The sequence below is a fragment of the Bacillus sp. FJAT-27225 genome (genome assembly GCF_001685025.1).
In the GTDB taxonomy this organism is placed as follows: Bacteria; Bacillota; Bacilli; order Bacillales; family Cytobacillaceae; genus Bacillus_D.
The window spans coordinates 234,318-248,495 of record NZ_MAYU01000021.1; the positions used below are offsets into that span (position 1 = coordinate 234,318).

The 14,178-nt window shown below is 42.6% G+C and carries 14 protein-coding genes and 1 pseudogene; 4 read left to right on the plus strand and 11 right to left on the minus strand.

Annotated elements, in window-relative coordinates; translation table 11 throughout:
- Positions 1-2: 2 nt before the first annotated feature.
- The gene (gene pdhA / locus A8F94_RS13275) at positions 3-1,118 is read right to left on the minus strand and encodes a pyruvate dehydrogenase (acetyl-transferring) E1 component subunit alpha (RefSeq protein WP_066201150.1); all 1,116 of its coding nucleotides are present in this window, start codon (positions 1,116-1,118) and stop codon (positions 3-5) included.
- A gap of 509 nt (positions 1,119-1,627) precedes the next feature.
- Positions 1,628-2,302 (minus strand): YkyA family protein, encoded by a 675-nt coding sequence (locus A8F94_RS13280; RefSeq protein ID WP_066201153.1) that lies wholly within the window; start codon positions 2,300-2,302, stop codon positions 1,628-1,630.
- Positions 2,303-2,612: 310 nt separating this feature from the next.
- Here A8F94_RS13280 and A8F94_RS13285 point away from each other — a divergent pair, with 310 nt between their 5' ends.
- The 4 genes from A8F94_RS13285 (at position 2,613) to rnjA (ending at position 6,414) form a co-directional block, all read left to right on the plus strand.
- Entirely contained in the window at positions 2,613-2,744 is a 132-nt protein-coding gene (locus A8F94_RS13285) for a YjcZ family sporulation protein (protein WP_066201155.1), read from the plus strand.
- Positions 2,745-2,887: 143 nt separating this feature from the next.
- Positions 2,888-3,442, plus strand: a complete 555-nt coding sequence (gene def / locus A8F94_RS13290) for a peptide deformylase (RefSeq protein ID WP_066201157.1) — start codon at positions 2,888-2,890, stop codon at positions 3,440-3,442.
- A gap of 1,088 nt (positions 3,443-4,530) precedes the next feature.
- The gene (locus tag A8F94_RS13295) at positions 4,531-4,740 is read left to right on the plus strand and encodes a DNA-dependent RNA polymerase subunit epsilon (protein ID WP_066201162.1); all 210 of its coding nucleotides are present in this window, start codon (positions 4,531-4,533) and stop codon (positions 4,738-4,740) included.
- A gap of 6 nt (positions 4,741-4,746) precedes the next feature.
- Positions 4,747-6,414, plus strand: coding sequence for a ribonuclease J1 (gene rnjA / locus A8F94_RS13300; RefSeq protein WP_066201168.1), 1,668 nt, complete (start codon positions 4,747-4,749; stop codon positions 6,412-6,414).
- 303 nt (positions 6,415-6,717) lie between these two features.
- On the opposite strand, the gene A8F94_RS13305 is transcribed toward rnjA, so the two are convergent.
- The 9 genes and pseudogenes from A8F94_RS13305 to A8F94_RS13340 all read right to left on the minus strand — a co-directional run bounded on the left by A8F94_RS13305 (position 6,718) and on the right by A8F94_RS13340 (position 14,158).
- Entirely contained in the window at positions 6,718-7,380 is a 663-nt protein-coding gene (locus A8F94_RS13305) for a potassium channel family protein (protein WP_066202408.1), read from the minus strand.
- Positions 7,381-7,469: 89 nt separating this feature from the next.
- The gene (locus A8F94_RS13310; RefSeq protein WP_254660853.1) at positions 7,470-8,396 is read right to left on the minus strand and encodes a DUF4349 domain-containing protein; all 927 of its coding nucleotides are present in this window, start codon (positions 8,394-8,396) and stop codon (positions 7,470-7,472) included.
- 582 nt (positions 8,397-8,978) lie between these two features.
- Positions 8,979-9,434, minus strand: coding sequence for a TlpA disulfide reductase family protein (locus tag A8F94_RS13315; protein ID WP_066201171.1), 456 nt, complete (start codon positions 9,432-9,434; stop codon positions 8,979-8,981).
- Positions 9,435-9,519: 85 nt separating this feature from the next.
- A pseudogene (locus tag A8F94_RS26195) lies at positions 9,520-9,708 on the minus strand (N-acetyldiaminopimelate deacetylase); the annotation flags it as partial.
- Between the two features lie 9 nt (positions 9,709-9,717).
- Positions 9,718-10,599, minus strand: coding sequence for a LysR family transcriptional regulator (locus A8F94_RS13320; RefSeq protein WP_066201172.1), 882 nt, complete (start codon positions 10,597-10,599; stop codon positions 9,718-9,720).
- Between the two features lie 142 nt (positions 10,600-10,741).
- Positions 10,742-12,220 (minus strand): MDR family MFS transporter, encoded by a 1,479-nt coding sequence (locus A8F94_RS13325; protein ID WP_066202414.1) that lies wholly within the window; start codon positions 12,218-12,220, stop codon positions 10,742-10,744.
- Between the two features lie 193 nt (positions 12,221-12,413).
- Positions 12,414-12,860 (minus strand): cyclic-di-AMP-binding protein CbpB, encoded by a 447-nt coding sequence (gene cbpB, locus A8F94_RS13330; RefSeq protein ID WP_066201175.1) that lies wholly within the window; start codon positions 12,858-12,860, stop codon positions 12,414-12,416.
- A gap of 164 nt (positions 12,861-13,024) precedes the next feature.
- Complete coding sequence (locus A8F94_RS13335; RefSeq protein WP_043933503.1) at positions 13,025-13,261, minus strand: YkuJ family protein; 237 nt, start codon at positions 13,259-13,261, stop codon at positions 13,025-13,027.
- Positions 13,262-13,528: 267 nt separating this feature from the next.
- The gene (locus A8F94_RS13340; protein ID WP_066201178.1) at positions 13,529-14,158 is read right to left on the minus strand and encodes a DUF3993 domain-containing protein; all 630 of its coding nucleotides are present in this window, start codon (positions 14,156-14,158) and stop codon (positions 13,529-13,531) included.
- Positions 14,159-14,178 lie beyond the last annotated feature (20 nt).

Here is a 14,178-nt window from a genome sequence, read left to right on the forward strand (position 1 = left end):
GCTTACTTCGACTCCTTTGCTTTGTAAACTTCATATTGTTCTTTTAAATAATCTGGCATATCGTCAAACATAATGGACATCAAGTCTGTAACCTTTTGCTTAGGTGCCGCGTCAGCTTTCTTGATCGCTTCTTTGATATCCTCTTTCGCCTGCTCGATTACTTCTGTTTCCTGCTCTTCGCTCCAAAGGCCTTTGTTCTCCAAGAACTTGCGGAAGCGGACAAGCGGGTCTTTCTTTTCCCATTCATTATCAAGGTCTTTTGTACGATACCTTGTTGGATCGTCACCAGCCATTGTATGTGGACCATAACGATAAGTAATTGTTTCAATCAAAGTTGGCCCTTCACCATTTACCGCGCGCTCACGTGCGTCACGTGTTGCCTTGTAAACAGCCAACGGATCCATACCGTCTACAACAACGCCCGGAATCCCAGCTGCCACTGCCTTTTGAGCAAGTGTTTTAGCTGCTGTTTGCTTCTCGCGTGGCGTGGAAATAGCAAATTGGTTGTTTTGGATCACGAAGATTGCTGGAGACTTAAATGCACCAGCGAAGTTGATGCCTTCATAGAAATCACCTTGGGAAGTACCGCCGTCTCCTGTATACGTAATGGCAACGGACTTTTGGCCGCGCTTCTGCATACCAAGAGCAACACCTGCAGTTTGAACATACTGCGCACCGATAATGATTTGCGGATGAAGTACGTTCACACCTTCAGGTACATTCATGCCTTCAAAATGGCCCCTGGACCATAAGAATGCTTGATAAAGCGGTAAACCATGCCATATGATCTGTGGAACATCACGGTATCCTGGAAGGATAAAGTCTTCTTTTTCAAGTGCATATTGGGAAGCAAGCTGGGAAGCTTCCTGCCCTGCTGTTGGCGCATAGAATCCTAGGCGCCCCTGGCGGTTTAGGGAAATGGAGCGCTGATCAAGGATACGTGTGTACACCATGCGGCGCATTAACTCCTGAAGTTGCTCATCGCTCAGGCTTGGCATTGCAGCTTCGTTTACAATTTCCCCTTCTTCGTTAAGGATTTGGAGAGTTTCGAATTGCTGTTCAACAGTATCGAGCGTTTTTTTGGCATCGAATTGGGCATTCTTTGTCTTAGAAGCCATGTTGGTCACCTTTCCTTTCTAAGCTTGAAATATCGATTCTTTAATAGTTTTTCTCTTTTGAGCTTTCCTTATTTAATGGGATAATAATACTTGCTTATGTTACCCATAAAATTGCATTAAAGACATTCAGGCGAAGGAATTTGATTAAATATTCATACCTCTATGCGGTTATCCTTGAGCCTATAGTCTTTTGCGCACATCTTTATGTAGTTTTCCACATTCAGGCACCTAAAAAACACCCAATTGGGACATTTGCAAGGCCCTGATTCTGTACTAGTAAAACAACCCCATCAAATTAATACAACTCTCACCTGCAAACTGAGTGTACAACATATCTGATTAACCCGTCAATCATATTGCTTCACAAATTTATCACTATATTTATATTACTTATTTTTTACACTCTTAACCAAACTGTATCAATGATAATAGTAAGCCTGTTTCATTATTTTCATATAAAAAATTATTTCAAAAAAGAAAAAGCCAGGAATCCCTGGCTTCTCTACTTTCTAGGATGGATTGCTTTCATCCAGCCCGGCTAGTTTAAAGAAGGAAAGTTTTTCTTCATTATATTTTTCAGTTAGTTCGTTGAATAGCTGGTTTGCTTCAAGTACTTTTGTATAAGACCCATTTACCGAGGTAATCTGCCCTTCGAGATCGCTAAGGGTGATATCCTTTGTTTTAAGCATTGTATACAGCTTTTGATCATTTTCAATCGCAGTCATATACTCCTTATAGAGTGTTTCGTGGGCCTTATACCTATCAGCCATCGTACTTACAAGCAGCCCTGCTTTTTCTTTAAGCTTTTGATCGCCGATTTTATCTAGCAGCACTTTCGCAGCGTCAAACTGTTTTTTTGATTCCTCAAGACTCTCCTTCTCCAGGGCAATATGTTCTTTTCTCTGATCTACTAGTTCCAAGGCTTCATTTGACAATTTCTCCACCTGTTCAAAATCCTTTTGTCCAAGTGCGACTATTTTATCAAATAGCTCCTTTTCCTTCTTTTCCAACTGAACCAATGGCGCCTGTTGCTCTTCGAATTGTTTTTCAGCGGCAACAGCTTTCTCCATTACATCATAAAGTTGTTCAGCCGTGGGTTCTTGGCCAAGGCAACCTGTCAGTAAAATGAAAGGAACCGCAAGGCAAAATACATTCCGGAAAAATTTTATTAAGGATAATGGCATACGTAACCCTCCTATCATAACACTTCTACTATATCGGTACTTGCTGTTTTTGACAACATTCCCGCAATAGGCCCATTCAAAAGGACAGCTTTGGCCAAAAGAGCCATGGCGGTCTTTATATTATACCTCTTCATAGTTACTCAAAGAAGCCGCCAATACTTCGGGCTTGTCCCATCCTTAACATATTCATTCCATAAACCAAGTATGACTGGGCAAAGGCCTATACTTGCAAAGCTCTTGATGCATAGGCTGTAATAATCCCCCGGGGCAAATATCCATGGGTGGGAAAAACCAATGAGGAGGGTCTTGAATGTACGGGTATTATGGACATTGTGGATATGGCTACCCAGCTGCTGTTGGCGGTGTGGGTTATGGAAGAGGGTTTGCATTAATTGTAGTCCTGTTCATCCTGCTGATCATCGTAGGCTGCGCCTGGCTGTAATCAATAAAGAGAAGGCCGCTGCCTTCTCTTTTCACATTCATTTATTTAACTTTTTATTTAATTTTTGTTAGACTTTATAATATAAAAAAATTCGGGTTTCCCGAATGATACTTAATGCATTTGGTTTACAGGAGTGAATAATTATGTTGACGATGGGCGATATCATCCGGGACGGGCATCCTTCCTTAAGGACTCCGGCCGAGGAGGTGGAAATTCCGCCGACTGAAGAAGAAAAACAGATACTTGCAAGCATGCATGAATATGTCGTAAATAGCCAGAAACCGGAAATTGCTGAAACATATGGACTAAGGCCAGGGATCGGGCTGGCGGCACCGCAAATTAATGTTCTAAAACGGATGATAGCTGTTCATCTTCATGATGAAAAGGGGAATCTCCATAGTTACAGCCTTTTCAATCCGAAAATTATAAGCCATTCCGTAGAAAAAACTTACCTCGCTTCTGGAGAAGGCTGCCTTTCCGTGGACGAACCACATCCTGGCTATGTGCCACGCCATGCACGAATTACTGTAAAGGCTTTTGATAGTGAAGGAAATGAAGTGAAATTACGCCTTAAAGGGTTGGTTGCGGTTGTTTTCCAGCATGAAATCGACCATTTGAATGGCATTATGTTCTACGATCACATCGATAAGAATAATCCACACCAACCGATAGAGAATGCCATTCCAATTGAAAGGTAACGTATGGAAAACTGCCGGAAACAATAACTGGCAGTTTTTTGTTGTAAAGAAGTTAAGCATATGTAAAACGAATTTATCGGCCAAGTTTTTCTCTCTTTTCTATTGATTGGAGTGGAAGGCACGTAGCTCGTTCGAAAATGCAAAAAACGCATTTTCTCCTGCGATGCTTTTTCAGGGAAGTTTATTCAACGTCCTGTGGGAGCAGCGGGACAGGTGAGACCCCACAGGCGTTTACGCCGAGGAGTAATAAATGCGGAGGCGACCGCCCAGCTCCGACAAGCGCTCCTCGAAAAAGCTAAAGCTTTTTCTTCGTGCGATGCTTATGCTTCCGAAGCTTACTCTTGTGGGAGGCCTGAAGCAGAAGTCGTTCTTCGACTTCAGTTGAAAAACCGAAGCGACCTCGAGGAGCTAGGAGCCGGAGCTAGATAGGCTCACCGCCCGCCCCACGGAAAAGGAAGTGCCTCGTGACAGGCAAAGAACGCCTGTCCCTGCGATGGAAATTCTAAGAAGCATCCCTTTGTGGAACGGAAATCAACTGAAGGACTCCTTTTAAATTTGTCATTTTGTTAACAACTGCCAATTCCATGATTAACCATGAAAATAACAGCCAGTTCATCATATACTAATAGTAACAAAACGGATAGAATCCCCAAAATCAGCAAAAATTTGGCGATAAACACCCTCCACTGCTTTACTTTGGACAAGGATAGTTTAAAATATAAGGTAAGGAGATGATCCACTATGTTAAAGAAGCTCAGAAAGAAGCTTTTAAAACAGTGGAAAGATTTGCTTAGAAAAAAATCCATTGCCTAAATGTTTTGAGCCCTTCAAACTTGCGGAGGGCTCCTTCCTTATTGTAAATTGAAAAGCAGCAGTGAAAATTTAGCAAGTGTTCCTTTATAATCCGGTTAAATTCCTGCCCAGGTGGAAATAAAACAGTGAACCAATAAATTTTCGCTAGTAAGCCTTGTGGCTTTGACAGGGACGTTGTTGCACATATGCGAACTAAGAAAGCGTTAAACTAATAAAAATATGCATTCTTACAAGCTAAAATAGACAAGTTATTTTGGAGACAGGAGCGATTTATCATGTTATTCAAGATTTACTACCAGGAGAGCATTAATGAGGTTCCGGTTAGGGAAAAAACAAAAACACTCTACATCGAGGGTGATTCTGAAAGGGATGTAAGAAAGAAAATTTCCGACCGGGGATATAATATCGAATTTGTGCAGGCAGTTAGTGGTGCATTTCTGGATTACGAAAAACAAAATGAAGACTTTAATGTATTGGAGATTTGATAATTTATGAAATTTGTAAAGAATGACCAAACCGCAGTTTTTGCACTTGGCGGTCTTGGAGAGATCGGGAAGAACACGTATGCCGTCCAATTTCAGGATGAAATTATTGTGATTGATGCCGGTATAAAGTTCCCGGAAGATGAACTTCTTGGAATTGATTATGTCATCCCCGACTATTCCTATCTTGTGAAGAATGAAGAAAAAATCAAGGGCTTGTTCATCACCCATGGCCATGAGGACCATATTGGCGGTATTCCTTATCTACTTAAGGAAGTCAATATTCCGATTTATGGCGGAAAGCTTGCACTGGGATTGATACGGAACAAACTTGAGGAACATGGACTTCTAAGGACTGCAAAACTAATTGAGATTAAAGAAGATGACATCATTAAATTCCGAAAGACATCGGTCACGTTTTTCCGGACAACCCACAGTATTCCTGATGCTTACGGAATAGTTGTTAAAACTCCAAATGGACAAGTTGTCCATACTGGTGACTTCAAGTTTGACTTCACACCGGTTGGTGAACCAGCGAACCTGACAAAAATGGCCGAAATAGGCAAGGAAGGTGTACTGTGCCTGCTTTCTGACAGTACTAACAGTGAGATCCCTGAGTTTACCATGTCGGAACGGCGGGTTGGGGAGAATATCGATGATATCTTTAGAAAAGTCGATGGAAGGATTATTTTCGCCACTTTCGCATCTAATATCCATAGGCTGCAGCAGGTTACCGAAGCTGCAGTCGCGAACGGCCGTAAAGTAGCCGTGTTTGGCCGCAGTATGGAAGCAGCAATAAATATCGGCCAGGAGCTTGGTTATATTCGCGCTCCCAAGGATACATTTATTGATGCCCAAACAATTAACAGGCTTCCTGCAAATAAGGTAACGATTCTTTGTACCGGCAGTCAGGGAGAACCAATGGCTGCCCTTTCAAGGATTGCCAATGGGACGCATCGACAAATACAGATCATTCCTGGAGATACGGTCGTTTTCTCATCTTCACCAATCCCAGGCAATACGATAAGCGTAAGCCGGACAATAAACATGTTGTTCCGTGCCGGAGCAGATGTTATTCACGGAAAACTGAGCAACATTCACACCTCGGGCCACGGAGGCCAGGAAGAGCAAAAATTGATGCTCCGCCTGATGAAACCTAAGTTCTTTATGCCAATCCATGGTGAATACAGGATGCAGTTGACACATGCTAAGCTTGCTGTTGATTGTGGCGTTTCAGAAGAAAATTGTTTTCTTATGGATAATGGTGAAGTTCTGGCTCTATCCGAGGATTCTGCGCAAGTAGCAGGAAAAATCCCGTCCGGTTCTGTCTACATTGATGGAAGCGGCATCGGCGATATCGGCAACATCGTCCTGCGTGATAGAAGAATTTTATCAGAAGAAGGCCTTGTCGTCGTGGTGGTCAGCATCAATATGAAGGAATTTAAGATTGCCGCCGGCCCTGACTTGATTTCGAGGGGCTTTGTCTACATGAGGGAATCAGGCGATCTCATCAATGATGCCCAAAGCCTGATAGCAAAACATTTGAATAAGATTATGGAACGCAAAACAACCCAATGGTCTGAAATAAAAAATGAAATTACTGACACACTCGGGCCTTTCCTCTATGAAAAGACTAAACGCCGCCCAATGATCTTACCAATCATAATGGAAATATAAGAAAAAAGGAGAAGCCTGCTAAGCCGGCTTCTCCTTTTGTATTTATCCCGCATTAACGGACAGTACCCCCCACCTCAAGATTCCATGGCCAAATGAGGAAATTAGGTGGGGGATTAACTGCCCGTAAAAGCCCGATTAGTAAGATACAGTGAAACTTGCCGCTATGTTCTTCAGCGGCTTAGTTGAACCAATCAGGTTCGTAGTGCCGCTTAATCGCCTCGCGTTTTGGTGAATTAGCGGCACTAGAACGGGACTAACAATCAGTTGGGAATGGAGAACCCCCCCACTCATTGAAGTTTCACTTTATTCCATTTCCTTATGGCGGAACCGTTCAATATCAGAATCAGAACCAATTACAATCAGAATATCCCCCAGCCAAATCCGTTCACTCGCTTGAGGGGAAACAATAATGTCCGTTCCTCGTTTTATCGCGACAATGTTTAGTCCGTATCTTGCACGAATATTAAGTCCAATAATTGTGTTGCCACCAAGTTTCTCATTTGCTACTATTTCGACAATACTATGCTGGTCGGATAGTTCAATATAATCGAGGACATTATTTGTAGAAATGGTATTCGCAACCCGGATCCCCATATCCCTTTCCGGATGAGCAACAACATCTGCACCAATTTTCAATAATACTTTTTCATGATAATCGCTTAATGCCTTTGCTGTGATGTGGCGAACGCCAAGCTCTTTTAGAATCAATGTAGTGAGGATACTCGCCTGGATATTGTCCCCGATTGCCACAATAACATGGTCGAAGTTCCTAATCCCCAGCCCTTTCAAAACTGCTTCATCGGTAGAGTCGCCCACGACTGCATGCGAAGCAATAGAAGCATATTCATTAACCCGATCCTCGTTGTTGTCAATTGCCAGGACCTCCATTCCCAATTCGGTAAGCCGTTTGCAAATGCTCCCCCCGAACCTTCCTAGCCCTATGATTGCAAAATCCTTCTTCACCAAGACTCCTCCAATGCCAACACTTTCTTTCCATAGTAGCAAAAAATAATCAATTTGTTTACCCATTCTTTCTTGGGAACGATTGGTTCTTGCTAACTCTTATTTTTAAAAAGCTTCCTTATGCTTATATAAAGGACAAATCCGGTTGCGGCAAGCCCTAGCAAAACTGGGAGATTTCCGAAGAAAAAAACAATGAAACCAGATAAACCTGAAAGGACTATGTTGATGCTGCTTAAAAACTGCTTTTTAGTCCTTTCCCATGTATTTAAGTCTTCGGGCTTAACGCCGGCTACGACAATTTTCGTTTCATACATGTTTAGTGTAATGGTAGATAAGGAAGCACGGTCCTTTAAATAATTCATTTTTCCAATCAGTTGTTCAATCTCTTCCTGGACTGTGGCAAGATCCGATGAGATTTTTAAAAGGTCCTCGGTCTTTTCAGCTCCCTTCATAAATTCCAGGAGTCTTGCCTCTACAGCGCGTTTTGATTTTAGCCTGGATTCCAGGTCGACATAGTCTTCTGTTACATCATCTCCTCTGACAACCCTCTCGATTACCTCTGCTGCCTCTTTTTCGGCTTCATGAAGAAATTTTTCAAATTGGGCGGCTGGAACCCTGATTTTTACTACCCCGCTCATTCGTTCTTCATCCCTAGATACAGTTGATTCGACAATAAAGCCTCCATATTGTTTAGCTTTTGTTTCAATGGATTGCTGGGCTTTAGCAAAATCCTTTACGCGTACATGGAGCTCGGCTTCGTGAATAACCATCCTCGCTTTCTGTTTGGCAGCATCTTTACCTGTCTGCTTATTTTCCTCAGGTGAAGCACTATCCCCTGTATCTTTAGAGACATCATTCCGTTCAACAACCCCAATCTCATTGCCGATTGCAGCTTTCTCCTTATTTGCTCCTGCAGAACCATCCATCCCACTGTCTGAAGAATCATTTGAGCTGCAAGAAACCAAAATAACCAGCATTAATGATACCAACAGGAAAGAAAACCTTTTTATCATGGCCATACGCGTCACTCCCCGGGTTCGTTTATTAATTAGACGTATTACCCGGGACGTTGTGACAGTTCAAATAAAGGAGCTTCCAATTGAATCAATCTAGATTATCCAGGGACATAGCTTAAAAACCGGAACAGACCGAAAATAGACTGCTTTCCATTCTTCATTGGGCTTATGAAGACGGGGACAGACCAAAATTTGATGCCTATCAATCCTTCATTCCGCCTGTGAAGACGGGAACAGACTAAAATTTGATGCCTATCCATCCTTCATTCCGGCTTTGAAGACGGGAACAGACTTAAAATTCATTCCTATCCATACTTCATGGCCTTGAAGACGGGAACAGACTAAAATTTGATGCCTATCCATCCTTCATTCCGCCTATGAAGATGGGAACAGACTAAAATTGGATGCCTTCCCCTCTTTCATCGGCTTATAAAGGCGGGAACGACCTCAAAATAAGGGTCTCCCCATCCTCTATCCCGTAGGAGGCCAATTTGACAATCATATCTAGTTCACCCGGTCACACCCGATTTAATCATGCAGGTTACTCACAAAAATAGGCTGGCACCTTGGCCAGCCGATCCATAACTATTCTGTTTTTTCAATTTCATCCAGCATCCGGTTAACGCGTTTTTCTAACATTTTCGTCCCGCTTCCTCCGGCCTGAAAATGGCGGAGTTTGCCTTCCCGGTCAAAAACATAGTAAGCGGGAACATATTGGTTTGCGAAAGCTTCTGTTAACTTGTGCTCACTGTCAACAAATATCGGCTGGGTTATCCCATGTTCCGCTGCTGTCTTCTTGATTTCTCGCATATTCAGGTCATCTTTCGATCTTGGCATATGGACTGCAATAACATTCAGTTGGTCTTTGTATTCATCACGAAACTTGTTTATTTGCGGCATAGCTTCCTTGCAAAGATGGCAGCTGATTGACCAGAAATGAATTAAGGTAGGCTTTTCACCGATAAGCTCTTCCCTCCCTACTGCACCATTGAGCCATTCGGTTTCCCCAGTTAGTTCAGGCATTTGTTCACGCAATTTCATACATAACTACCTCCCTGGTTGTTCTCTTATTGCAAAAAAAAGCCCAACCATCCTGCAGGTTAGGTCTTTCATTCTGTTGCAAAGCAAATGGATAGCCTGTCTCCCCCTTAATTGGAAGCCCGTCTATATCAGCTCTGTACCCAATCGTTTTTGATGGATTTTTGCCGCTGATCCTAACAATTAAGCCAGTCCGCCATTCTTTTATTTGAAGCCGGTCCTGGGGAAGAGAACGCAGGAAGTTTAGCAGGTAATCCTGAGTTTTGTATACAAGAAAAAATTATTATTAATTACCTTCGTTAATATGTTCAAGTACGAGTTCTGTAAAAGCACTGACTTGTTTCAGCTCAAAGGATGATTCATAGCCCAGAAGCCATGTGTCCCGTTTGATGGGATCCCCCTCTTCATCCATCAGCGCTATCTTAAAAATGTCTTCTCCGGCCCCGTCCAACGTTATCTCAGGCAGGATTGCGTAACCAATTCCATTGAAAGCCATCTGCTTGCACGTTTCTATTTGGTCAACAAGCACTGTCCTTTTGGGCGGAAGCTTAAACTGGCGGTGCCACCATTCCTGTATTTCCTGATAATAATTTGAATCGCTTTTAAATTGGATAAAAGGCCGATCGGTTTGCAGTACCTGCTCAATCGCCGAAATTTCCCTATCCACCATAAACAGGCGATCCTCAAACAAATGCACCTTTTTCCCTTTCCACTCAGGCGTCCCTCTTATAATCCCGATGTGTACTTGATGATCGTATAATGACCTTAAAATCTCGCTGCTCCAACCGGTCACAAGCGATATCTTTGCCTGTGGATAGCGCTCAATGAATTTCTTTAGCACTTTAGGGAGCCAGTGTTGCCCAACAATGGTCGCTACAGCTATTTTTAATGTTCCGGAAACACCCGATTCCATTGATTGAATGGCTTCCCTAACTTTTTCCTCTTCACGGAGGACCTCATTAACAAAGCGGATGACTTCCTCACCCTGCGGCGTCAATGAAAGCCCCTTTTGTGAGCGGATAAATAATTTTGTTCCCCATTCCTTTTCAATGGACTGTAATCGCTGTGATAAAGCTGGCTGTGATACAAAAAGGCGTTCGGACGCCTTTCTCATATTCATCTCCTGGGCAAGGACAGATAAGAGATGGAATTCCGACAAAGAGGACACACGTTTCCCCCCCATAAGTTTTTCTTATATTATATCGCATAAAAACATACTATTCATTGGAAGGGGGACAAATTCACGAAAAGAACCCATGATCCTGGGTTCTTTTCGGAATTGATATATAATGTGGCGGAGTTTGACCCGCTTATCCTTTTTGGTTTTTTGGGAGAAATAGAATAAATGTCAAACTTATAACTGCAAAAAACAATACGCCAATATAAACTGTATGCAGGGCAACAGTCAGGCCTTCCTGAAGAACTTCACGGACACCTGAAGACATAGTCTCTCTTTTCGTTTCATCAAGCAGCATATTGGCAGTATCAAGGGTAAGTTCTTCACCTTCTCCTCCTTTACTGGCCAAATATGAGGCAAGGCGGCTATTGAGGATACCACCTAAAAGCGCAGCCCCAATGGTACTCCCTAGGTTTCTCATAAACATATTTGATGCCGTCGCTATCCCTCGCTGCTGCCAGCTGACAGTGCTTTGTATAAGGACAATAAAGGCAGTCGATGTAAACCCCATTCCAGCCCCTGTAAAAAATGAACCTGTCGCTGCCCAGATTGGGCCAGCTTCAGGGGCCATAAATACAAAGAAAAGTGCTCCTATAATCAACAAGCATCCGCCAATCAGGGAGCTTGTCCGGTAACCCTTTGTCAACACCAGCCTCCCGGAAATAGCCGAAGCGATTGGCCAGCCAATTGACATGGCAGTCAATGCAAATCCGGCAACAATCGGAGGCTGCTCCATAACACCTTGAACAAAAGCCGGCAGGAAACTCGATATGCCAATTAGCATGATTCCCGTCGTAACTGAAACAATATTTGCAATGAGAATGGATTTTTCCTTCCAGATTGAGAATGGCATCACAGGCTCCGTCGCCCGTTGTTCTTGAACTACAAATAAACCGATTGCCAAGGCGCTTACCGCAAATAAAGATATGGAACGCAGAGATGTCCACTCCCATCTGTTGCCGCCTTCAACAAGGATATACATGAAGGAGGATACTCCGATTGTTAGAAGGATTGCGCCCAAATAATCAATATCACGTTTCTTTTTCTCAATATTTTCATGAAGAAAAAACCAAAGGCCGGCCATTGAAAGGATTCCTAGTGGAATATTAACCCAAAACACGTAATGCCAGCTGACATATTCCACGAGCAAACCGCCAATAGCAGGTCCCATTACAGCTGATATGCCCCAGACACTGGAAAGATATCCCTGAATTTTAGCCCGTTCTTCCTTAGTATAAATGTCGCCCACGATTGTAGAGGCAATTGGCATCACCGCACCGGCGCCAAACCCCTGTATCAGCCTGAATAAAATCAGCATTTCCATTGATTCCGCGAGGCCGCATAGGATTGAGCCAATCATAAAAACAGCAAGTCCGAAAGTAAGAACTGGTTTTCTTCCAAATAAATCTGCTAGTTTTCCATAAATGAGCACAGTTACAGCATTTAATAAAAGATAGGCTGAAAACACCCAGCTATAAAGAGAAAAACCTCCCAGATCGCCTACAATCGCCGGCATGGCAGTAGAAACAATGGTTGCTTCAATGGCTCCCATGAACATGGCCAGCATAACTGAAACCAGCACCAAAGGCCTGTTCGTTCTCTTCTCTTTCATTGAACCTTTATTTATGGATTCCCCCACAAATTGCACCCCTTTATCGGCTTATGGGAACGTATATTTCCACGTCCTAAAAGCATAAGAAAAAATCACATTCTCCAATCATACTGGCCAACGCCAGTTTTTCTAACCCGAGTTGATCAACGATACAATGAAGATGGCTCCCGAAACCGGGAGCCTGTTTTTAACCTTAATTTTTATTCAGTTTCTTTAGATGGCGGTTCAGTTGGTTTAAAACTGTGCTTCTGGGAAGAATCCCCTCAAAATATCCATCACCCGATACAATACAAAGAAAAGGATGATTTATTAAAAGTTCAATACATTTATTGATCTGCACATCTATTTTGACGCGAGGCACGGCAACGTTCATTACTTCCTCAACTCTTTTTTTCTCGAGCAGCTCAAATTCGATTCGCTCGAGCCCCAACAATGAATCCATGATTAGTGACGTACTAATCAATCCGTGAAGCCGATAATGAGGATCGAGAACGGGAACTGCAGTATAGCCGCTCTTTGTTAATACCAAAAGGGCATGTTCAAGGTTATTTCCGATCTGCACGTGAGCAGTCCGTTCTGAAGGGATCATTAAGTCCCTAATGTTCATTTCCAGAAATTCTCCACTATGAAGGCTAATCATTTACGAATACTCCTCAATTTTGTTTATACTCTATTTTATTCTAACACAAACGAGTGTGTATGGGTTATTCCAAGCAAAGCCAAAAACCTCAAACATGGTTACAACCCGCGGCCAACTGGGCATGTTTAAAATGAAAAAGGAACCCTAAGGTTCCCCATGCCAGATTACTGAATCAAATCAAAGATTTCAATCGTAATCATGTCAATATTATCGAATTGGTAGCGTTTTGGCTTTTCCTTTTCATTGTATACTTCAAGTTCGAAGGTTTCAGTTTTAGGATGGAAAGTGACTTGGCACTTTCTTTCCCCATTCACTTCAAAGTAACGTTGGGCAGGTTCACCGCTGTTTGATTGTTCCTGAAGGTTTTTTAAGCGGGTTATAATCCCTTGAAGCTGTGACATGCTCTCTCTCCTTTCAAAAAACAAAACAAGCCCTCTTTATTTAGATTTCTCACCGCAAGCATTTTTATCCATGCGGGATGTATCCATTATTTTCTTGCAGGTACCTTGTTTGCCAATATTAACAGCATAAAGTAAGTTAGTGGATATATACAAGCAAAAACTAATCATTTTAATAAAAAATTATCCAACTCAATAGAAAAGCCGCCAATATTTATAGGCAGCTCATGTTTCGTTATTTGGTTTCGCTGTTTTGGAACAAGCGACAGACTAGCCAAGTCCTATCAAGGTATCCATAGGACTGAGGCAAACGCCAAATAGAAATGTAGCAGCTCGTACTTGCTTCGGACCGTCCGTCTGGTTACTGTTTGCTTTGCTGGCATTTGCGGCTGTAATTTGCCCCTCCGCCTTCTTAATAATGGATTCTGGTATCGTGTTGTACAAGTATTCGGCTACCTTCCATCCATCTCTTTCCTTTATAAGAAGAAGGCCCTCGTAATGGTTATCATAGGCAACCGGCCCTTCATCTGTTCCTGGGAAAAACTCAAAAACATATGCTTTGTTCTTCTCTACCACAACTTTTGTATGATCCGAGAACTGATAGTACGGTATATAATATGGTGCGAAATCTGACCCATATGTAACATACTTTCCAGATTCCTTAGCAACATTTGCATCCCAAAACAACTTGGCGTATTCATCGGTAAAATAACCAGAAAGAATGGACTCTACTTCTTCTCTTGAACGTAATTTCTCGCTTAAAGAAACTTGTGCCCTAAAAGCATCTTCCAAAAATGCGAAGATTTCATCGCGATCGGCATGGATTTCTCCATCCGTTGCATGTGGATACAAAGGCAGGGTAATCAGGAATGCACAAATTACTAATAAGGCCTTCTTCATTTAAACTCCCCCTGTTGCAA